The 20968-nt window shown below is 73.5% G+C and carries 21 protein-coding genes; 13 read left to right on the top strand and 8 right to left on the bottom strand.

Going from position 1 to position 20968, the window contains the following annotated elements:
* Positions 1-21: 21 nt before the first annotated feature.
* Positions 22-507, bottom strand: a complete 486-nt coding sequence (locus KZQ38_RS27560) for a hypothetical protein (protein ID WP_219445898.1) — start codon at positions 505-507, stop codon at positions 22-24.
* Entirely contained in the window at positions 507-1895 is a 1389-nt protein-coding gene (locus tag KZQ38_RS27555; protein WP_257902386.1) for a helix-turn-helix domain-containing protein, read from the bottom strand. Before KZQ38_RS27555 ends, KZQ38_RS27560 begins: the two co-directional genes overlap by 1 nt.
* A 446-nt stretch (positions 1896-2341) precedes the next feature.
* Here KZQ38_RS27555 and KZQ38_RS27550 point away from each other — a divergent pair, with 446 nt between their 5' ends.
* The 12 genes from KZQ38_RS27550 to KZQ38_RS27495 all read left to right on the top strand — a co-directional run bounded on the left by KZQ38_RS27550 (position 2342) and on the right by KZQ38_RS27495 (position 12591).
* The gene (locus tag KZQ38_RS27550) at positions 2342-2827 is read left to right on the top strand and encodes a hypothetical protein (RefSeq protein ID WP_219445896.1); all 486 of its coding nucleotides are present in this window, start codon (positions 2342-2344) and stop codon (positions 2825-2827) included.
* A gap of 14 nt (positions 2828-2841) precedes the next feature.
* A complete protein-coding gene (locus tag KZQ38_RS27545; RefSeq protein WP_219445895.1) occupies positions 2842-3243 on the top strand; it encodes a Rieske (2Fe-2S) protein in 402 nt (133 codons plus the stop codon).
* 62 nt (positions 3244-3305) lie between these two features.
* Positions 3306-3791 (top strand): Rieske (2Fe-2S) protein, encoded by a 486-nt coding sequence (locus tag KZQ38_RS27540; RefSeq protein WP_308258622.1) that lies wholly within the window; start codon positions 3306-3308, stop codon positions 3789-3791.
* A gap of 53 nt (positions 3792-3844) precedes the next feature.
* Positions 3845-5791 (top strand): excinuclease ABC subunit UvrC, encoded by a 1947-nt coding sequence (uvrC, locus tag KZQ38_RS27535; protein ID WP_219445893.1) that lies wholly within the window; start codon positions 3845-3847, stop codon positions 5789-5791.
* A 26-nt stretch (positions 5792-5817) separates the two neighbouring features.
* Complete coding sequence (gene rapZ / locus KZQ38_RS27530; protein WP_372452295.1) at positions 5818-6675, top strand: RNase adapter RapZ; 858 nt, start codon at positions 5818-5820, stop codon at positions 6673-6675.
* Positions 6672-7718, top strand: a complete 1047-nt coding sequence (locus KZQ38_RS27525) for a gluconeogenesis factor YvcK family protein (protein WP_219445891.1) — start codon at positions 6672-6674, stop codon at positions 7716-7718. Before rapZ ends, KZQ38_RS27525 begins: the two co-directional genes overlap by 4 nt.
* On the top strand, positions 7709-8695 hold the full coding sequence (whiA, locus tag KZQ38_RS27520) for a DNA-binding protein WhiA (RefSeq protein ID WP_219445889.1): 987 nt from the start codon (positions 7709-7711) through the stop codon (positions 8693-8695). Before KZQ38_RS27525 ends, whiA begins: the two co-directional genes overlap by 10 nt.
* Before the next feature lie 194 nt (positions 8696-8889).
* Entirely contained in the window at positions 8890-9894 is a 1005-nt protein-coding gene (gene gap, locus KZQ38_RS27515) for a type I glyceraldehyde-3-phosphate dehydrogenase (RefSeq protein WP_219445887.1), read from the top strand.
* Between the two features lie 31 nt (positions 9895-9925).
* On the top strand, positions 9926-11101 hold the full coding sequence (locus KZQ38_RS27510; protein ID WP_219445885.1) for a phosphoglycerate kinase: 1176 nt from the start codon (positions 9926-9928) through the stop codon (positions 11099-11101).
* Positions 11101-11886: a triose-phosphate isomerase gene (gene tpiA / locus KZQ38_RS27505; RefSeq protein WP_219445884.1), complete on the top strand. Its 786-nt coding sequence runs from the start codon at positions 11101-11103 to the stop codon at positions 11884-11886. Before KZQ38_RS27510 ends, tpiA begins: the two co-directional genes overlap by 1 nt.
* Before the next feature lie 89 nt (positions 11887-11975).
* Positions 11976-12209 carry a preprotein translocase subunit SecG gene (gene secG / locus KZQ38_RS27500; RefSeq protein ID WP_219445882.1) on the top strand — a complete coding sequence of 78 codons (234 nt, stop codon included), beginning with the start codon at positions 11976-11978 and terminating at the stop codon, positions 12207-12209.
* 37 nt (positions 12210-12246) lie between these two features.
* Entirely contained in the window at positions 12247-12591 is a 345-nt protein-coding gene (locus KZQ38_RS27495) for an RNA polymerase-binding protein RbpA (RefSeq protein ID WP_219445881.1), read from the top strand.
* A gap of 103 nt (positions 12592-12694) precedes the next feature.
* Here the strand turns inward: KZQ38_RS27495 and KZQ38_RS36525 are convergent, their stop codons facing one another.
* Positions 12695-13606 (bottom strand): hypothetical protein, encoded by a 912-nt coding sequence (locus KZQ38_RS36525; RefSeq protein ID WP_257902385.1) that lies wholly within the window; start codon positions 13604-13606, stop codon positions 12695-12697.
* Positions 13607-13651: 45 nt separating this feature from the next.
* Here KZQ38_RS36525 and KZQ38_RS27485 point away from each other — a divergent pair, with 45 nt between their 5' ends.
* Positions 13652-14455, top strand: a complete 804-nt coding sequence (locus KZQ38_RS27485) for a hypothetical protein (protein ID WP_219445879.1) — start codon at positions 13652-13654, stop codon at positions 14453-14455.
* Position 14456: 1 nt separating this feature from the next.
* Here KZQ38_RS27485 and KZQ38_RS27480 read toward each other — a convergent pair whose 3' ends face one another.
* The 5 genes from KZQ38_RS27480 to KZQ38_RS27460 all read right to left on the bottom strand — a co-directional run bounded on the left by KZQ38_RS27480 (position 14457) and on the right by KZQ38_RS27460 (position 20967).
* Positions 14457-15734: a sensor histidine kinase gene (locus tag KZQ38_RS27480; RefSeq protein ID WP_219445877.1), complete on the bottom strand. Its 1278-nt coding sequence runs from the start codon at positions 15732-15734 to the stop codon at positions 14457-14459.
* 214 nt (positions 15735-15948) lie between these two features.
* Positions 15949-16698, bottom strand: coding sequence for a 6-phosphogluconolactonase (gene pgl, locus KZQ38_RS27475; RefSeq protein ID WP_219445875.1), 750 nt, complete (start codon positions 16696-16698; stop codon positions 15949-15951).
* Entirely contained in the window at positions 16695-17816 is a 1122-nt protein-coding gene (gene opcA, locus KZQ38_RS27470; protein WP_219445873.1) for a glucose-6-phosphate dehydrogenase assembly protein OpcA, read from the bottom strand. The genes pgl and opcA overlap by 4 nt, the downstream gene beginning before the upstream one ends.
* Complete coding sequence (gene zwf / locus KZQ38_RS27465; protein ID WP_219445872.1) at positions 17813-19354, bottom strand: glucose-6-phosphate dehydrogenase; 1542 nt, start codon at positions 19352-19354, stop codon at positions 17813-17815. The genes opcA and zwf overlap by 4 nt, the downstream gene beginning before the upstream one ends.
* A complete protein-coding gene (locus KZQ38_RS27460) occupies positions 19351-20967 on the bottom strand; it encodes a phosphoglucose isomerase-related protein (protein WP_219445871.1) in 1617 nt (538 codons plus the stop codon). The genes zwf and KZQ38_RS27460 overlap by 4 nt, the downstream gene beginning before the upstream one ends.
* Between the last annotated feature and the right edge of the window lies 1 nt (position 20968).

Here is a 20968-nt window from a genome sequence, read left to right as displayed (position 1 = left end):
CGACCGGTGCGGCGACCCGGGCTACCGCCCGCGCCGGGCGCCCGGCGGCCACACGACCACCACCGGCACGCCCGACGCACGCGCGGTCTCCACCACGTCCGCCGTGCCGCCGCGGCCGTCCGGCGGGTTGCCGTCCCACACCGCGATCAGCAGCTCGACCGACGCGAGCATCCGCTCGTTCGCCATCACGTACGCCTGCCTGCCGGACACCTCGTTCGGCAGCACGCTCACCACGTCCGCCTCACCCAGCAGCTCGTCGTACTCGGCGCGCCGCTCGGGCTTGAGCTTGTCGCGGTAGTCCGCGGCGGGCAGCACCGCCTCGACCCGGCCGCCCAGGTCGAGCACGGCCCGCGCGAACAGCTGGTCCGCGCCGGGCGCCAGGCAGGTCACCCCGACCAGGGACGACCCGCCCGCCGCCTCGGCCACCAGCACCGCGCGGACGGCTTCCCGCACGGCGTCGGCGCACTCGGGCACCAGGTTGCTGTGCCCGGTTATCCCCACGCGCATCAGGCGGTCCGAACACCGCGGATCGCGTCGCGGGTCTCCCGGACCACCGGCAGGTCGCGGTGGCGCTCGGCCTCCGCGGCGAAGTCCTGCAACTTGCGCAGCACCCGCCCCGAGGCCAGTCCCGCCGCGGTGGGCAGGACCTCGTCGATCAGACCGCACGCCTCTTCCGGCTCACCCGCGACCATCCGGGTCCGGGCCAGTCCGATCACGTCGAACGTGCGGTTGCGCACCCTGGCCGGGTCGCGCAGCCGCAGCGCGCGGCGGATGTGCTTCTCCGCCTTCGGCGCCTGTTTCGGGTCGTGCCCGGCCAGGTCGCGCATCCGGGCCCCGATCACCCCTTCCAGCTCGGCTTCGTCGAAGCTGTCCAGCCACCGCGGCTCCGCGCCCGGTTTGCGTTGCGCGAAGCTGTCCTGCGCCTGCCCGACCGCGCGGTGGAACTCCCGCACCCGGCCCATCTGCGCGTACGCCCACGCCTCACGCGTGCGCAGCAGCGCCTCCAGGGTGGGCGTCGCGGAGCGCCGCGTGCCGTACTGGCCGAGCTGCACCAGCTCCAGCCCGTCCTCCGGCCGGCCCAGGTCGAACATCTGCCGCGCCATCGCCGCCAGGCACAGCGCCGCGAACGAGTCGTTCCGGCCCGCCTTGGCCATCCGGACGCCGAGCACGTAGTAGCGCTGGGCCGCGTGGTGCATCCCCGCGTCCCACGACATGCTCGCCGCGACCTTGGACAGCTCCGCGCCGATGAAGAAGGCCCGCTCCGTAGTGGGACCCGCGGGCGCCCGTGACAACCGCTCGGCCAGTTCCTCCAACTGCCCGAGCACCGCCTTGCGCGCCAGCCCGTACCCGCCTCGTCCGCCCCACCCGCGCAGCCCGTCCGCGACGTGCTGCAAGGCCGCCAGCTCCTCCTCGCCGATCGCCGCGCTGGACGACCACCTGGCCAGGGGCTGGAGGGGGTGGAGCCACCGCTGTAGCGGTTCGACCAGGGCGGGACCCATAGCCACCGCGGCCGCTCCGGTGAGCGCCGCTCGTCTGCTGATCGCCAAGTCGCTCCTCGCCGTCTCCTCGACCGATCTTGCGATGCTCGCCGCGTCCCACGCCGCGGTGAGCACATCGGGCGGTGCGGCCCGCTCGGGGCCGCCCGCCTGGCTTGGGAGTCCGACGCGGTCGAACCACAACCGGTCGCCGGGGACGCCGAGCGCCCGCGCGAAGTGGCGCAGGCGGTCGATGCGGTCGATCGGGTTCTCACCGGTCTCGTAGCGCGAGAGCTGCGCCTGGCTGATCCCCAGCCAGGACGCCATGCGGTCCTGCGTGACGCGACTGACGTGGTGGGGGTGGCGGCGGTAAGCGGCGAGGACCGCTCCCATGTCGCGGTCGGCGAAGGCCGCCACCATCGACTCGTGGTCCCAGAAGTCGGCTGCGACCCCGGGTGGGCCGAACAGCTCGGTCCGCGCGTTGCGCCGACACCGGTGGCACAGCCGGTCGGTGTTGTCGGCGGCGATCAGCGCTCCGCAAGACGGACAAGCGCGCCTGGTACTGGCTGCTCTACGAGCTTTCGGCTCCATCGGCCCGCTCCCGTCACTGAGAGTGCCCGACAGTCTATCGACATGTAATCGCGAGTCCATGCATTCCGTGCATAAGACGGGGTGGGGACGCTTGTCGGCGGCGTGGCGGGACCGGTCGGCGGGTCAGCTTGATGCGCGTGCTGCATGGGCCCCACCCGGTGCCGGTGTGGTGGTCCGGCCCCGCGCGCCCCACCCTGCGGTGAGTGCCTGCATCGGGACGACCCCCGTGCCCGAGCACCCGCCCGCTCCACCCGACCGGGGAGGGACTTCCGCTGATGACCATCACCGCCGGCGCCACATCGAGCCCGCGTTCCGGACCACGCGACCGCGCGCACCGCCATGCGCTCGGGGAAGCCGTCGCGGGTTACCGCCTGCTCGGCTGGAAGGTGTCCGTCACCGAGCAGGGCGTCTTCCTGCCGCTGGGACCCGCCACCACCGCCCTCGCCATGCCCGCCCGGATCGGCTCGCGGGTGCTGGCCGACCTCAAGGCCCGGATGCTGGCGGGGCCCGTCACCGTCATACCCGGGCCGCGGGAGCACTGGATCTTCCTCGCCGAGCTGGTGGCGCTGCTGCCCACGCACCTCAAGGCGCCGCCCGAGGTCCAGTTCGTCCGCTCGCCGCAGCGGATCGCGCTCCCGCCGACGATGACCCGGTACGGCTCGCTGCGCTGGGCGAACCCGCCGTCGCACTCCCGGCACTGGTTCCCGCCGTTCACGGCGGTGCTGGCCCTGGCCCGGACGGCGTCCACCCAGGGTCGGTAGGCGAGGATGGGCGGGTGGAACGACGGACGCTGCTGCTGTGCGGACTGCTCGCCCTGACCGGGTGCGGCTCGACCGGGCCCCGGCGGACGCCGGGTGTGGGCTCGGCCGCGCCCGGCGACCGGATCGCGGCGCTGGCCGACGTGCCCGCCGGGTCCGGCGCGCTGGTGGACATGCCCGGTGACGGGCAGTTGCTGCTGGTGCGCGGCGACGGCGCCGACGCCGCCGTGCGCGCGTTCAACCCGGCGTGCCCCCACCAGGGCACCGTCGTCAACCCGCCGGCGGCGGGTGTGATCACCTGCCCCACGCACCGCAGCACCTTCGACCCGACGTCCGGCGCGGTGCTGTCCGGCCCGTCGCCGAGCGGGCTCACCGAGGTGCCCGTGCGGGTCTCCGGCCAGGACGTGCTGCTGGGCTGAGTGCTGTCGACATCGACAGGTTCCCGCTGTTCGAGATGTCGAACCGGGCCGGCCGTGGTGTCGTGGAACCCACCACCGCCCCGACCACGCGGAGGACCGGTTTGCACACCACCGACCACCCGGGCGACCGCCCGTCCCGGCGCGCCGTGCTGTGCGGCGTGCTCGTCGCGCTGGCCGTGCCCGGCGGGCTCGCGGCGTGCGGCTCGACCACCACCCCGTCCGAAACCGCTCAGCCCGGGACCACCCAGTCGGGGAACGACGCCCTCGTCGCGTTGGCGGACGTGCCCGACGGCGGCGGTGTCGTCGTCCAGGCGAACGGGAAACCGCTGGTCGTGACCCGGTCCGGCAACGAGGTGCGCGCGTTCGACGCCGTGTGCCCGCACGCGGGCACGACGGTCGCCCCGCCCGTCGACGGTGTGATCAACTGCCCGGCGCACGGCAGCCGGTTCCGCGCGTCGGACGGGGAGAAGCTGGCCGGGCCGACGCCCACCGGGCTGAAGCCGGTGGACGTGGCGGTGCGGGGCGACCGGGTGGTTCTCGCGCGGTGAGCCGGCCGTCAGGTGGTCGTCCGGTTGTCGGTGGCCGCACGTAGGCTTGTCGGGTGGCCGATCCGTCGACCTATCGCCCCGCGACAGGCACCATCCCCGAAGCACCCGGCGTGTACAAGTTCCGCGACGCGACGGGCCGCGTCGTCTACGTCGGCAAGGCCAAGAGCCTGCGTCAGCGGCTGAACTCGTACTTCGCCGACGTCGCCGGGCTGCACCCGCGCACCCGCCAGATGGTGACCACCGCGGCCGCCGTCGAGTGGACGGTGGTCGGCACCGAGGTCGAGGCGCTCCAGCTGGAGTACAACTGGATCAAGGAGTTCGACCCCCGGTTCAACGTCCGCTACCGGGACGACAAGACCTACCCGGTGCTCGCCGTGACGTTGAACGAGGAGTTCCCGCGCCTGCACGTGTACCGGGGCCCGCGCCGCAAGGGCGTCCGCTACTTCGGGCCGTACGCCCACGCGTGGGCCATCCGGGAGACGCTCGACCTGCTGCTGCGGGTGTTCCCCGCGCGCACCTGCTCGGCGGGCGTGTTCAAGCGGCACGGCCAGATCGGCCGCCCGTGCCTGCTCGGCTACATCGACAAGTGCTCCGCGCCGTGCGTCGGGCGGGTCACCGCCGAGGAGCACCGCGTGATCGTGGACGACTTCTGCGACTTCCTCGCGGGCCGGACCGACGCGATGGTGCGGCGGCTGGAGCGGGAGATGACCGCCGCCGCGGAGGAGCTGGAGTTCGAGCGGGCGGCCCGGCTGCGTGACGACCAGGCGGCCCTCAAGCGGGCGCTGGAGAAGCAGGCCGTGGTGCTCGGCGACGGCACCGACGCCGACGTGGTGGCGTTCGCGCAGGACGAGCTGGAGGTCTCCGTCCAGGTGTTCCACGTGCGCGGCGGCCGGGTCCGCGGCCAGCGCGGCTGGGTCGTGGACAAGGTCGAGGAGACCGGCGTCGCGGCGCTGGTGGACCAGTTCGTCACCCAGTTCTACGGCGAGCAGGCGGAGTCGGCACGCGCCAGTGGCGTGGCGGCGGCCCCGGTGCCGCGCGAGGTGCTGGTGCCCGAGCTGCCCGACGACGTGGCGGCCGTGGAGAACTGGCTGACCGGCCTGCGTGGCGGCCGGGTCGCGTTGCGGGTGCCGCAGCGCGGCGACAAGCGCGCCCTCATGGAGACCGTCGAGCGCAACGCCAAGGAGGCGTTCCAGCAGCACAAGCTGCGTCGCGCGGGCGACCTGACGGCCCGGTCGGCGGCGTTGCAGGAACTCCAGGAGGCGCTGGGCCTGGACACCGCGCCGCTGCGCATCGAGTGCACCGACATCAGCCACGTCCAGGGCACGGACGTGGTGGCGTCGCTGGTGGTGTTCGAGGACGGGCTCGCGCGCAAGTCCGAGTACCGGCGGTTCGCCGTCCGCGAGGGCGCGGAGCAGGGCGACGTCGGCTCGATCGCGGAGGTGGTGCGCCGGCGGTTCCAGGCGTACCTGAAGGAGACCGCGCGGGAGGCGGACGGCCCGCTGCCGGGCATCGACCCGGAGACCGGTCGGCCGCGCCGGTTCGCGTACGCGCCGAACCTGCTGGTCGTGGACGGCGGCGCGCCCCAGGCGCAGGCCGCGGCGGACGTGCTGGCCGAGCTGGGCATCACCGACGTGGCGGTGGTCGGCCTGGCCAAGCGGCTGGAGGAGGTGTGGGTGCCCGGCGAGCCGGACCCGGTGATCCTGCCGCGCACCAGCGAGGCGCTCTACCTGTTGCAGCGGGTGCGCGACGAGGCGCACCGGTTCGCCATCGCCTACCACCGGCAGAAGCGGTCCAAGCGGATGACGACCTCGGCACTGGACGACGTGCCGGGCCTGGGGCAGGCGCGCAAGGCCGCGCTGCTCAAGCATTTCGGCTCGCTGCGGAAACTGCGCGCGGCGAGCGTCGAGGAGATCAGCGGGGTGCCTGGTGTGGGCAGGCGCACCGCGGAGGCCGTGCACGCGACGTTGAGCGCGGCGGGTACCGAAGGGGAGCCAAAGTGAGCGCACAGGCCGGCGAGAAGTCCGGCATCGAGGTCGCCGTGGTCACGGGCCTGTCCGGCGCGGGCCGCAGCACCGCCGCGAAGTGCCTGGAGGACCTGGGCTGGTTCGTGGTGGACAACCTGCCGCCGGAGCTGATCGCGACCATGGTGGAGCTGGGCGCGCAGGCGCGTGGCGCCATCACCCGGGTCGCCGTCGTGATGGACGTGCGCAGCCGGGCGTTCACCGACGACCTGGCGGCGGTCATCAAGGACCTGGACGCCCGCGGCTACAAGCCGAAGGTGTTGTTCCTGGAGGCCACCGACGACGTGCTGATCCGGCGGTTCGAGTCGGTGCGCCGCGGCCACCCGCTCCAGGCGGACGGGCGGCTCGCGGACGGCATCGAGGCCGAGCGCGTGCTGCTCACGCCGCTGCGCGAGGAGGCCGACCTGGTGCTGGACACCTCCGCGCTGTCGGTGCACCAGCTCCGGGCCAAGATCGAGGACACGTTCGGCAGCGAGTCGGCGACCCGGACCAGGGTCACCGTGCTGTCCTTCGGCTACAAGTACGGCCTGCCGATGGACTCCGACCTGGTCATGGACGTGCGGTTCCTGCCGAACCCGTTCTGGATACCGGAGCTGCGCGAGCAGACCGGCCTGGACGGCGACGTGCGCAACTACGTGCTCACCCAGGAGGGGGCCGAGGAGTTCCTGGACCGCTACCACGAGCTGCTGCGGCTGATCGGGGCCGGCTACCGGCGGGAGGGCAAGCGGTACCTCACGCTGGCCGTGGGCTGCACCGGCGGCAAGCACCGCAGCGTCGCCATCTCCGAGGAGCTGGCGTCGCGGCTGGCCGCCGAGGACGGGATGGCCGTGAAGGTCGTGCACCGGGACCTGGGACGCGAGTGAGCGGGCGGGGTCCCGGTCCGCGGGCGGTGGCCCTGGGCGGTGGGCGCGGGCTGCACGTCACGCTCACCGCGTTGCGCCGCCTCACCGACGACGTGACGGCGGTGGTGACGGTCGCCGACGACGGCGGGTCGTCCGGGCGGCTGCGCCGCGAGCTGGGCCTGCTGCCGCCCGGCGACCTGCGCAAGGCGATGGTGGCGCTGGCCGACCACGACGGCTCGGGCGCGTTGTGGGCGGAGCTGTTCCAGCACCGGTTCGGCGGCACCGGCGCGCTGGCCGGGCACGCCGTGGGCAACCTGGTGCTGGCGGGCCTGCTGGAGCGGCTGGGCGACCCGGTCGCGGTGCTGCGCGAGGCGGGCAGGCTGCTCGGCGTGCGGGGCCGCGTGCTGCCGATGTGCGCCGAGCCGCTGGAGATCGAGGCCGACGTGACCGGCCTGGACGACGACGCCGACGTGGTGCGGCGCATCCGGGGCCAGGTGGCGGTGGCCACCACGCCGGGCCGCGTGCAGCGCATCCGGCTGCACGGGCCGGGTGGCGCGGGGGAGCCGCCGCGCGGCTGCGCGGAGGCCGTGGACGCCGTGCTGGGCGCGGACGTGGTGCTGCTCGGGCCGGGCTCCTGGTTCACCAGCGTGCTGCCGCACCTGCTGGTGCCGGAGCTGCACGAGGCGTTGACCCGGACGTCGGCGAAGAAGGTGGTCGTGCTGAACCTCGTCCCCCAACCGGGGGAAACCGCCGGCTTCTCGCCGGAGCTGCACCTGGACGTGCTGTGCGCGCACGCGCCGACGCTGCGGGTGGACGCGGTGATCGCGGACGCGGACGCGGTGCCGGTGCCGGACCGCCTGCGGCGCGCCGCCGCAGCTCTCGGGGCCACGGCGCACCTGTGGCCGGTGGCGTTGGCGGGCTCGCCGGACCGCCACGACCCGGTGGCCCTCGCGACGGGCATCCGCCACGCGTTGGACGGCCTGCCTGCGGAGCCCGAGGTGTCGTCAAGTACAACGCTCCAGGAACAACGCGAGACCAGGGGAGGCGATGAGCCGTGGCGATGACGTCGGCGGTCAAGGACGAGCTGAGCAGGCTGGCCGTCTCCAAGACCTGCTGCCGCCGGGCGGAGGTCGCGTCGCTGCTGCGCTTCGCGGGCGGCCTGCACATCGTCGGCGGGCGGGTCGTCGTGGAGGCGGAGCTGGACCTCGGGTCGACCGCCCGGCGGCTGCGGCGGGAGATCCACGAGCTGTACGGCCACCAGTCGGACGTCTTCACCATCACCTCCAGCGGGCTGCGCAAGGGCACCCGGTTCGTGGTGCGGGTGGTGAAGGACGGCGAGGGCCTGGCCAGGCAGACCGGCCTGCTCGACCCGCGGGGCCGCCCGGTGCGCGGCCTGCCCGCGCCGGTGGTGTCCGGCGGGGTGTGCGACGCGGAGGCGGCGTGGCGCGGCGCGTTCCTCGCGCACGGCTCGCTGACCGAGCCCGGCCGGTCGTCGTCGATGGAGGTGACCTGCCCCGGCCCCGAGGCGGCGCTGGCGCTGGTCGGCGCGGCGCGGCGGATGGGCATCGGCGCGAAGTCGCGGGAGGTGCGCGGCGCGGAGCGGGTGGTGATCCGGGACGGCGACGCGATCGGCGCGATGCTGACCAGGCTGGGCGCGCACGACGGCGTGCTGGCGTGGGAGGAGCGCCGGATGCGGCGCGAGGTGCGTGCCACGGCGAACCGGCTGGCGAACTTCGACGACGCGAACCTGCGGCGCTCGGCGCGGGCGGCGGTCGCGGCGGCGGCCCGCGTGCGGCGGGCGTTGGAGATCCTCGGGCCGGAGGCGCCGGACCACCTGGCGGCGGCGGGCGAGCTGCGCCTGGCGCACCGGCAGGCGTCGCTGGAGGAGCTGGGCCAGCTGTCCGACCCGCAGATGACCAAGGACGCGGTGGCGGGCCGCATCCGGCGGCTGCTCGCGATGGCCGACAAGCGCGCCAAGGAGCTGGGTATGCCGGACACCGAGTCGGCGGTCACCGCGGAGATGCTGGAGGCCGAGGTCTAGCCCGCGGTCCGGCGCGTTACCGGATGTGGTTGTTACCGCTTGGTAACGCTGGATTTTCTTGTTCGATAAAGAGATCCTGGTGATCCACGTGACCAGGGGCGCAGTGCGCGGGATAGGCTGGGATCGCGGCTGCTCGCAGCCGATCCGCACGCACCCTGGCGCACATCGCCAGTCGAGCATCGAGGAGACTCACCGTGACGGTTCGCGTAGGTGTCAATGGTTTCGGCCGCATCGGTCGCAACTTCTGGCGCGCCGTTCAGGCCAGCGGGCACGACATCGAGATCGTCGCCTTCAACGACCTCGGTGACGTCAAGACGATGGCACACCTGCTCAAGTACGACAGCATCCTCGGGCGGCTGCCGAACGACGTGAAGGTGAACGACGAGGGCATCGAGGTCGACGGCAAGACCATCAAGGCCCTCGCCGAGCGCGACCCGGGCAAGCTGCCCTGGAAGGACCTCGGCGTCGACGTCGTGGTCGAGTCGACCGGTTTCTTCACCGACGCCGCCGCCGCGCGCAAGCACGTGGACGAGGGCGGCGCGAAGAAGGTCATCATCTCGGCGCCCGCCAAGGGCGAGGACCTGACCGTGGTGCTGGGCGCGAACGACGACCGGTACGACGGCTCGCAGACGGTGATCTCCAACGCCTCGTGCACCACGAACTGCCTGGCCCCGCTGGCCAAGGTGCTGCACGACGCGTTCACCGTCGAGCGTGGTCTGATGACCACCATCCACGCGTACACGCAGGACCAGAACCTCCAGGACGCGCCGCACAAGGACCTGCGCCGCGCCCGCGCCGCCGCGCTGAACATCGTGCCCACCAGCACCGGCGCGGCCAAGGCGATCGGCCTGGTCCTGCCCGACCTGAAGGGCAAGCTTGACGGCTACGCGCTGCGCGTGCCGGTCCCGACCGGCTCGGCCACCGACCTGACCGTGACCGTCGGCCGGGAGACCACCGTCGAAGAGGTCAACGCCGCCTACAAGGCCGCGGCCGAGGGCGCGCTGAAGGGCTACCTCCGCTACAACGAGGACCCGATCGTGTCCAGCGACATCGTGACCGACCCGGCGTCGTGCATCTACGACGCGCCGCTGACCAAGGTCATCGGCAACCAGGTGAAGGTCGTCGGCTGGTACGACAACGAGTGGGGCTACTCCAACCGCCTCGCCGACCTGGTGAACCTGGTCGCCAGCAAGCTCTGACCAGCGCGGCCACCGAGCGGAAAGACCGGTTGTGAAGACTCTCAGCGACCTGATCGCCGAGGGTGTGTCGGGTCGGCGCGTGCTGGTGCGCGCCGACCTGAACGTCCCCCTCGACGGAGACAAGATCACCGACGACGGCCGCGTCCGGGCGTCGGTGCCGACCATCAAGGCGTTGGTCGACGCGGGCGCGCGCGTCCTCGTCGCCGCCCACCTGGGCCGCCCCAAGGGCGCGCCCGACCCGGCGCTGTCCCTCGCCCCGGTCGCGAAGCGGCTCGGCGAGCTGCTCGGCCAGGACGTGGTGCTGGGCGAGGAGGCCGGCGGCGACGGCACCGCGGTGCTGCTGGAGAACATCCGCTTCGACCCGCGCGAGACCAGCAAGGACGACGCCGAGCGCGCCGCGCTGGCCGACGAGCTGGCCGCGAAGGCGGACGCGTTCGTGTCCGACGGCTTCGGCGTCGTGCACCGCAAGCAGGCGTCGGTGTACGACGTGGCGAAGAAGCTGCCGCACTACGCGGGCGGCCTGGTGCTCGCCGAGGTCGAGGTGCTGCACAAGCTGACCCCCGGCGACGACGCCGCGGACTCGCGCCCGTACGTGGTGGTGCTCGGCGGCGCGAAGGTGTCCGACAAGCTCGGCGTCATCGCGAACCTGCTGACCAGGGTCGACCGGCTGCTGGTCGGCGGCGGCATGGCGTACACGTTCCTCAAGGCGCAGGGCCACGAGGTGGGCCGCTCGCTGCTCCAGGAGGACCAGTTGGAGCAGGTCGCGGGCTTCCTCGCGCAGGCGCGGGAGCGCGGCGTGGAGCTGGTGCTCCCGGTCGACGTGCTCGCCGCGACCGATTTCGCGCCCGACGCCGACTACGAGGTGGTGCCCGCGTCGGCGATCCCGGCCGACCGCCAGGGCCTCGACATCGGCCCGGAGTCGCGCGAGCTGTTCGCCGCGAAGCTCGCCGACGCGAAGACCGTGTTCTGGAACGGCCCGATGGGCGTGTTCGAGTTCGAGGCGTTCGCGGGCGGCACCCGCGCCGTCGCGGAGGCGCTCGTCAAGAGCGACGCCTTCACCGTGGTCGGCGGCGGCGACTCCGCGGCGGCCGTGCGCGCCCTCGGCCTGCCCGAGGACGGGTTCTCGCACATCTCGACCGGCGGCGGCGCGTCCCTGGAGTTCTTGGAGGGCAAGGAACTGCCCGGCGTCTCGGTTCTGGAGGACTAGTGCCACGCCAAACCCTCATCGCCGGCAACTGGAAGATGAACCTCAACCACCTCGAGGCCATCGCCCTGGTGCAGCGGATCGCGTTCGCGCTGCCGGAGAAGTACCTCAAGAAGGTCGAGGTGGCGGTCCTGCCGCCGTTCGTCGACATCCGGTCCATCCAGACCCTGGTGGACGGCGACAAGCTGCTGCTCAAGTACGGCGCGCAGGACCTGTCGCCGCACGACTCGGGCGCGTACACCGGTGACGTGTCGGGCCCGATGCTGGCCAAGCTCGGCTGCTCCTACGTGACCGTGGGGCACTCCGAGCGGCGCGAGTACCACCACGAGGACGACGCCACCGTCAACAAGAAGGTCAAGGCCGCGCTCAAGCACGGCGTCACCCCGATCTTCTGCCTGGGCGAGCGGGTCGACGTCCGGGAGGCGGGCGGGCACGTCGAGCACTGCGCGGACCAGCTGGTGGCGGGCCTCGCGGGCCTGTCCGCCGAACAGGTGAAGAACGTCGTCGTCGCCTACGAGCCCGTGTGGGCGATCGGCACCGGCAAGGTGGCGTCGTCGGCCGACGCGCAGGAGGTGTGCGCGGCGCTGCGGGCGAAGCTCGCGGAGCTGCACGGCGAGGACGTGGCGTCGGTCGTCCGCGTGCTCTACGGCGGTTCGGTGAAGTCCGGCAACATCGGTGAGCTGGTCGCGCAGAAGGACGTCGACGGCGCTCTGGTCGGCGGTGCGAGCCTGGACTCGGACGAGTTCACGAAGCTGTGTGCCCTCGCGGCCGGTGGACCTCTACCCTGATGTGTTGAACAGCCCTGCCACCACTGTGGTCCACGGTCGGCAGTCGACCGGGTACTCTGTGGCGTCACCTGCCTGACAGCGAGGATGAAATGATCCTGTTCCTTCAGATCCTGTTGATCGTCGCCAGCCTGTTGCTGATCCTGCTGGTGCTGCTGCACCGCGGGCGTGGCGGCGGTCTGTCCTCGTTGTTCGGCGGCGGCATGCAGTCGAGCCTGTCCGGTTCGAGCGTGGTGGAGAAGAACCTGGACCGCCTGACGTTGTTCGTCGGCGCGATCTGGGTCATCGCCATCGTCGGCATCGGGCTGATGCTCAAGGTCAACTGACTACAGGGATAACCACGTGGTGGGGGTGTGAGGGTCGATGGCTGGTGGTAACGCGATTCGCGGTACCCGCGTCGGCGCAGGCCCGATGGGCGAGTCGGAGCGCGGCGAGTCCGCGCCCCGACGTCGGGTCTCTTACTGGTGCGCCAACGGGCACGAGTCGCGTCCGTCGTTCGCGGTCGAAGCGGAGATCCCGGAGAACTGGGACTGTCCGCGGTGCGGTTTGCCGGCGGGTCGGGACGAGCAGGCCCCGCCTGCTCCTCCACGCAACGAGCCGTACAAGACGCACTTGGCGTACGTGAAGGAGCGCCGCTCCGACGCGGACGGAGAGGCGATCCTCCAAGAGGCGCTGACCAAGCTGCGCAAGCAGCGCGAAGAGCCCTAGCCGCAGGAACGCGCGTCGGCCCCCGTGGGAAACCGCGGGGGCCGACGCGCGTCCCGCTCCGTGCGGGTGCCCGAACCGCGGGCCGGCGCGACACCGAACGGTTTCAGGCGGGTCGGCGGAAGCTGCCGAACTGCCGGCGCAGCACGACCACCCCGAGCAGCAGGACCAGCGCCAGGACCACCGCGGTCGACGTGGCGCCCGTGGTCGAGCTGGTCAGCGCCACGGCGACGCTGCCCACCAGGATGACGCCGCAGTCGGCACGCACGACCTGCCGCCCCGGCTCGACGTCCGTGAACTCGACCCGCGTGCTGAACGTCCCGGACGGGTCGGCCCGGGTGCGGCCCACGTCGTGGCCGAGCGAGCTGAGCCGCACCTCCGCGCCGGGGTCGCATCCGGTGCCCGCGGCGGTGAGCGGGTCGCCGGGCTGGACGTGGTCGCGGTCGAGGACCAGCGCGCCGTCACCGCCCTCGAACGGGGCGGTGGTGGTGGTCGGCGGGCCGGAGCTGTCGGTCGTGGTGGTCGTGGTCGTCGTCGTGGTGGTGGCCGTGGTGGTGGTCGTGGCGGGTGCGGACGTGGTCGTGTCGGCCGCCGGGGCGGTCGTCGTCACGGCGGGCGGGTCGGCGGTGGTGACCGGCGGGGGAGCGGTGGTCGTGCCGCCCGCCGTCGTCACCGTGAACGTGCCGTACGCGATGCTGCCCCGGCACGCGGTCCGCAGCGCGACGGTGTGCGGGCCCGGCGCGGCCCCACCCGGCACCCACGCGGTCACCGCGCCGCGGTGGCTCTGCGGCGGCGTGGAGAGGATCATGCTCGCGCTGTCCCACAGCACCTGCATCCGCCGCGAGCAGCCGGGGTCCCACAGGAAACCGCTCCACTCGACGGTGAACGCGCCACCCGCCGGACCCGAAGCGGGGCTCAGCGTGATCGACGGCGCCTGCCGGGCGGCGCTCGCCGGCACCGCGGCGACAGCACCGCAGGCGAGCGCGACCAGTAGAGCTAGTGTTCCTGCCGACCGCATCCTGAACTCCCGGACTAGACCGTCCCCGAACCACGAGGTGCCCCTGTGAGACGCATTATGGGCGGCGTCGGACCGCTGCTCCTCTGCGGGATCCTGGGTGGGGTCCTCAGCGGGATCCTCTGGGCCCCGCCGGTCTCCGCCGCGCCCGCCGGGGTCACCGTCGCCGCCACCGTGGACGGCCGCCGCGTCTCCGACGAGCGGCTGGTGCTCGACCCGGCCGGGTCGGTGAAGATCACCGCGACCGTCCACAACGGATCGGACGAGGTCCGCCACGTGAAGGCGATCCGCCTGTCCGGCACGGCACTGGGGCTCACCCTCTTCTCCTTCGACACCGCGGTCCCGTTCGACGTGCCGGCGCGGGAGAGCGCCACCCGCTCCTTCGCGCTGGACCTCGGCGGGCTGGGCGGCCAGGCGACGGGCCTGCTGCCGACCGCGATCGAGGTCGTGGACGCGGACCGGCGGGTGATCGCCTCCGTCGCCACGACCGGCGACGTCCGCGGCTCGCTGTGGTCGGTGTACGGGGTGTTCGGCGGCGCGGTGGCCGTGCTGGCGGTGGTGGCGTGGGCCGGTGCGCTGTGGGCGTCGGCACGGCGCAGGCTGCCCGCGCGGCGGTGGCGGCGGGCGGCGCACTTCCTGCCCGCCGGTGTCGGCACCGGGCTGGCGGCGGTGGTCGTGCTGTCGGTGCTGCGCGTGGTCGCGCCGACGCCCGCGGCGGGTGCGGGGTTCGTCCTCGGCGCGGCGGGTGTGGCGTTCCTGCTGGGCTGGCTGACGCCGCCGCCGGTCGTGGCGCCGCCCGTCGACCCGGAGGCGACGCAACGCATCCCGCGCCCCGTGCCCGGCCGGACGTGACTCAGCCGTCCAGCGGCCGGGCCAGCGGGAACGTGACGGCCACCCGGAAGCCGCCGCCGTCGCACGGCCCCGCCTCGAACCTGCCGTCCAGCAACGCCGCCCGCTCCTGGAGGCCGACCAGCCCGTGCCCGCCGCTGGGCAGCGCGGCCCACTCGTGCGGCTGCTGGGGCTCCTCGTTGCGGATCTCCACGCGCAGCTCGTCGGTGTCGGCCCGCACCAGCACGTCCGTCGCCGCGCAGCCCGCGTGCTTGCGGACGTTGGTCAACGCCTCCTGAACGGTCCGGTAGACCGCGCCGGAGATCGGCGCGGGCAGGTCGCCCACCGGCCCGTGCACGGCCAGCGAGACCGGGATGCCCGCGCCCGCCACCAGCTGCGGCAGGTCCTCCACGCGTGGTTGCGGCGAGTCGTCGCCGGACGTCGTGCGCAGCACGCTCACCAGTTGGCGCAGCTCGTCCAGCGTGCGCGTGCTGAGGGTGCGGATGGTGCCCGCGACCCGCTGGGCGTCCGGGTCGGCGACCGCGACCCGCAGCGCGCCCGCCTGCATCGCGATCAGGCTCACCTGGTGCGACACCACGTCGTGCATCTCGCGGGCGAGCCGGGCCCGCTCGTCGGCCCGGACGGCGTGCGCGTGCAGCAGCCGCTCCCGCTCGCGGCTCTCGGCCAGTTCCGCGATGCGTGCCGACAGCTCCTCGCGGGCGTGGGCGAGCAGCCCGATGGCGATCGGCATACCCGCCACGATGCAGCCGTAGATGGCGTCGTGGACGTGGGTGGTCCACGACAGGGCGAAGAACTCCTGCGGCGGCCACAGGAAGAACCGGCTCAGCCACACCAGCCCGGCCGCGACGCAGGTGCGGGTGGACAGCAGCCGTTGCCGCGCCAGGGTGCCGAGGGCGATCATCGCGGCGATCTGCGCCATGCCCGCGAGGAAACCCGGCACGGTCAGCAGCACCACCAGGAACGGGAACCGCCGCCGGAACGCCAGCGCCACCACCGCCACGACGGACAGGGCGTAGTTGTAGGACTGGGCGTCGGGTGCGAACCAGAACCACACGTCGAACGCGCCGACCGCCACGGCGGCGGCGTCGACCGCGAGCTGCCGGTGCCTGCCGAGGCGGGCCGCGAGCCGCCGGTCGCGGGCAGCGCCGGGCACCCGCCCGGTGGGGACGCCGCCGGCCCCGCCGCCCGGCAGCCGTTCGACCGCGTTGCCGGCCAGGGTTCGCCCTCCCGTGTCAGCCACCCGCTGCCTGTCACCGTACTGCGCTGACATCGCGCTCGGCATGACCGTCCCTCCACCCGGGGCTCGCCCCTTTTCACCCAACGAGACGACACGGTTACCCGAATGGGACGCCTTGATGGGGACAAAGTTGCGAGCGCGAACGCTTGCGCGGGTGCTCGTCGCCCGAAAGAGTGACCACTATCACGTGGATCGGGTGCTGCCCCGACACGACGAAGCGGCGCCGACCCGGGTGGGTCGACGCCGCCTCGTCGTGCGATCAGGCGCGGGGGACGTCCGCCGCCGCGGCCTGGTCCAGCAACCACAGCGTGCGCTGGTCGCCGACCGCGCCCGCCGCGGGCAGCCGCACCTCGTCCGCCCCCGTCAGGGCCGCGGCCACGGCCTCGGCCTTCGCCGCGCCGGTCGTCACCAGCCACACCTCGCGTGCCCGGCGGATCGCCGGGAGCGTGAGGCTGACCCGGGTCGGCGGCGGCTTCGGGCAGTCGCGGACCGCCACGACCGACCGCTCCCGCTCGTGGACCGCGGGCGAGTCGGGGAAGATCGACGCGGTGTGGCCCTCCTCGCCCACGCCGAGCAGCAGCACGTCGAACGCCGGCACGGAGCCGCCGCCCGCCGCCGCCAGCACCTCGGCGTACGCGTCGGCCGCCGCGTCCGGGTCGTCGCCGAACCGCCCGTCCGACGCCGCCACGGCGTGCACGCGTGCCGGGTCGACCGGCACGTGGTCCAGCAACGCCGTCCGCGCCTGGGTCTCGTTGCGGTCCGCGTGCCCGGACGGCAGGAACCGCTCGTCACCCCAGTACAGGTCAACCCGCGACCAGTCCACGGCGTCCCGTGCCGGCGACACGCGCACCTGCTCCAGCACCGCCGTGCCGGTCCGGCCGCCGGTCAGCACCAGCGCCGCCGTACCACGTGCCGCCTGCGCGTCGACCAGCCGCGTGATCAGCCGGGCCGCCGCGGCGGCGGCCAGCAGGTCGCCGTCGCGGTGCACCACGACCTCGGGGCGGGTCACGACTTGGCCTTGGCGGGCTTGGCCTGCTTCGCCTTGGCCGCGGCCTTCGCGGGCACCGCCTTGGCCGGTGCCTTGGCCGGTGCCTTGGCCTCGGCCGGCTTGGCCTCGGCCGGCTTGGCGTCCGCCGGCTTGGCGTCCGCGGTCGCGGTGGCCTTGCGGGCGGGCTTGCGCGCCGCCGACGTGGCCTTCACCGGCGTCCGGCCACGCACGACCTTGCCCAGCGAGCGCAGCGCCGACTCGTACACCTCGTCCGGGTCGAGCCGCCGCAGCTCCTCGGCGAGGCAGTCGCGGATCTCCCGGCGCTGCAACGCCACCCGCCGCTCCGGCTGGCCCGGCTGGGCGAGCGTGCCGACCTTGCCGTCCGGCCGCACCAGCTCCACGGCGCCCGACCGGCGCTCCATCCGCACGTCCACGATGCCCGAGCCGCGCGTCGCCTTCGCCCGCTTCACCGGCGCCTTCAACGCGCCCGCCAGCCACGCGGCCAGCAGGTCCGTGGACGGCGAGTCGGCCTCGCCGCTCACCTCCGCCGCGGTGACCCGCTCGAACGGCGGCAGGTCCAACGCGGACGCGAGCATCGCGCGCCACAGCGTGAGCCGCGTCCACGCCAGGTCCGTGTCACCCGGCGTGTACCCGGACCGGCGCTGCTCCAGGGCCTTGATCGGGTTCTTCTCGGCCGCCGCGTCGGTGATCCGCCGCTGCGCGAGCTGCCCGATCGGGTCCTTCGCGGGCACCGCGGGCGCTTCGTGCGGCCACCACGCCACCACCGGGGTGTCCGGCAGCAGCAGCGGCACGACGCACGACGCGCCCTCGTTGGCCAGCTCCCCGTACAGCCGCAGCACGATCACCTCGGACGCGCCCGCGTCGCCGCCGACGCGGATCTGCGCGTCCAGCCGCGGCGCGGCCTTCCGCGCGCCCCGCGCCACCACGATCACCCGGCACGGGTGCTCGCGGCTCGCGTCGTTCGCCGCGTCCACGGCGTCCTCGGTCTTCGCGCCGTCGTCGGTGACGATCACCAGGGTCAGCACCCGGCCGAGGGTGACCGCGCCACCCTCCTCGCGCAGCTGCACGAGCTTGCTGTTGACCTGCGACGTGGTCGTCGAGGGCAGGTCGATGATCACGGACGCCTCCAGTGCCTACCGGTGCGGGCCAGCATCTCGTCCGCCGACGCCGGCCCCCAGGTGCCTGCCTTGTACTTCTCCGGCGCGCCGGTGGCGGCCCAGTGCTCCAGCACCGGGTCGAGGATGTCCCAGGACAGCTCGACCTCGTCGTTCTTCGGGAACAGCGACGGCTCGCCGAGCAGCACGTCCAGCAGCAGCCGCTCGTACGCCTCGGGGGACGACTCGGTGAACGCGTGGCCGTAGCCGAAGTCCATCGTGACGTCGCGGACCTCCATCGTGTTGCCCGGCACCTTCGAGCCGAACCGCATGGTCACGCCCTCGTCCGGCTGCACGCGCACCACCAGGGCGTTCTGCCCCAGCTCCTCGGTGGCGGTGTCGTCGAACGGCAGGTGCGGCGCGCGCTTGAACACCACGGCCACCTCGGTGACCCGGCGACCCAGCCGCTTGCCGGTGCGCAGGTAGAACGGGACGCCCGCCCACCGCCGCGTGTTGATCTCGCAGGTGATCGCCGCGTAGGTCTCCGTGGTGGAGTCCTTCGCGAAACCGCCCTCCTCCAGCAGGCCGGGCACGCGCTGCCCGCCCTGCCAGCCGCCGGTGTACTGGCCGCGGGCGGTGGTCTCGTCGAACGGGCCGACCGGCCGCGTCGCCGACAGCACCTTCACCTTCTCCGCCCGCAGGTCGGCGGGCCGGAACGACACCGGCTCCTCCATCGCGGTCAGCGCCAGCAGCTGGAGCAGGTGGTTCTGGATCACGTCGCGGGCCGCGCCGATGCCGTCGTAGTAGCCGGCGCGGCCACCCAGGCCGATGTCCTCGGCCATGGTGATCTGCACGTGGTCCACGTAGTTCGCGTTCCAGATCGGCTCGTAGAGCTGGTTCGCGAACCGCAACGCCATGATGTTCTGCACGGTCTCCTTGCCGAGGTAGTGGTCGATGCGGAACACCGACTCCTCGGGGAAGACCTCGTTGACGATCTTGTTCAGGTGCTTGGCGCTGGCCAGGTCGTGCCCGAACGGCTTCTCGATGACGACCCGCCGCCACTGGCCCGCGCTGTCGGTCGGCGGCGTCGCCAGGCCGGCCCGCTTGAGCTGGTTCACCACGGTGGTGAACGCGCTCGGCGGCACGGACAGGTAGAACGCGTGGTTGCCGCCGGTGCCGCGCTCGCGGTCCAGGTCGGCCACGGTCGCGGCGAGCGTGTCGAAGGCGGCGTCGTCGTCGAACGTGCCCTGCACGAACCGGATGCCCTCGGCGAGCTGGTCCCAGACCTCCTGCCGGAACGGGGTCCGCGCGTTCTCCTTCACCGCCTGGTGCACGACCTGCATGAAGTCCTGGTCCGCCCAGTCGCGGCGGGCGAAGCCGACGAGCGCGAAACCCGGCGGCAGCAGGCCCCGGTTGGCCAGGTCGTAGATCGCCGGCATGAGCTTCTTGCGCGACAGGTCGCCGGTCACGCCGAAGATCACCAGGCCGCACGGCCCGGCGATCCGGGGCAGCCGCTTGTCCCGCGGATCCCGCAGCGGGTTCCGCTTGGTCGGTGCCGTCACGAACCGTCCTCCTGGATGGCCTCGACGAGCTGCGCGAGCCCGGCGACGCGGTCGGTCAGGTGCAGCCGCAGCACCGGCCGGCCGCGCTCGGCCAGCACCTGGCCGTCGCCCAGCGCCTGCGCCAGTTGCAGCGTGGTCAGGTCGTACGGGCGGCCCGGCACCTCCAGCACGGCCTCCGTCGCCCCGGTGAGCTGGAGGAACACGCCGTTCTGGTGACCGCCCTTGTGGTACTGGCCGGTCGAGTGCAGGAACCGCGGTCCCCAGCCGAACGTGGTCTGGAGGTGCGCGCGCTTGGCCAGCTCCGGCCGGACCAGCGCGAACGACGCGTCGTCGAGCCGGTCCAGGTACGCCTGCACCGACAGGTAGCCGTGGTCGGGCGCGGCGGCGACGAGCGCCTTGAGCGCCTCGGCGACGGTCTTCACGTCACCCGGCAGCCAGTCCCCGCTCGCGTGCACCTCGATCGGGCCGTCGGTGAACGCGGGCGCGGCGGCGGACGTGGTGGGCGCGTCCAGCAGCGACCGGGCGGCCTTCTTCGCCGCCTCCACGTCCGGCTGGTCGAACGGGTTGATGTCGAGCACCCGGCCGACCAGCGCGGTCGCGTACTCCCACACCAGGAACTGCGCGCCCAGCGGGCCCTCGACGGCCAGCGTGGACGCGCCGGTCGCCGGTCCGATCGCGACGGTCGTGGCGTCCGAGCGGGCGTCCACGAAACCGGGCGCGCCGGGGCCCTCCACGACCACCGGCAGCAGGCCGGTGCCGTCCTTGCCGGTGGACTCGGCGATCAGCTGCTCCGCCCAGTCGCCGAAACCGCGGATGCCGGAGCCGGTGTCGGCGAACACGACCTTCTCCGCGCCGTGCGCGTGCGCGACGGCGAACGTGGCGGCCAGCACCACCGCCGGGTTGTCCGGCGAGTCCGCCGCCACCAGGGGCGCGACGGCCGCCGCCTCGTCCAGCAGGCCCGCGACGTCCGCGCCCGCCAACCCGGACGGCACGAGGCCGAACGCGGTCAGCGCCGAGTACCGGCCGCCCACGTTCGGGTCGGCCAGGAACACCTTGCGGTAACCCGCCTCCTCCGCCGCCGCGGCCAGCGGCGAGCCGGGGTCGGTGACCACGACGATGCGGGACGCCGCGTCCACGCCCGCCGCGGTGAACGCGGCCTCGAAGATGCGGCGGTGGCTGTCGGTCTCCACGGTGCCGCCCGACTTGGACGACACCACCAGCACGGTGCGCTCCAGGTCGCCCGCCAGCGCGTCGGCCACCTGGCCGGGGTCGGTGGTGTCCAGCACCACCAGCGGCACGCCCGCCGTGCCGGTGATCACCTCGGGCGCCAGCGAGGAGCCGCCCATGCCGGCCAGCACCACCCGGTCGACGCCCTCGGCCAGCAGTTCGGCGCGCAGCGCCGCGATCTCGTCCACCAGCGGGCGGGACGTCTCGTGCAGCGTGGTCCAGGCGAGCCGGATGGACGCCTCGGACTCCGCGTCCGGGCCCCACAGCGTGGCGTCGCCTGCGGTGAGCTTGCTCGCCACCCGGTCGCGGACCAGGTCGCCCACCACGGTGGCGACCTGGTCCTCGTTCGGCGAGCGGACGATCTCCACGGAGACCACCTCGGTCATG

The organism is Saccharothrix obliqua, assembly GCF_019375475.1.
Classification (GTDB): Bacteria; Actinomycetota; Actinomycetes; order Mycobacteriales; family Pseudonocardiaceae; genus Actinosynnema; species Actinosynnema obliqua.
This window is presented reverse-complemented; position numbering and strand designations above follow the sequence as displayed.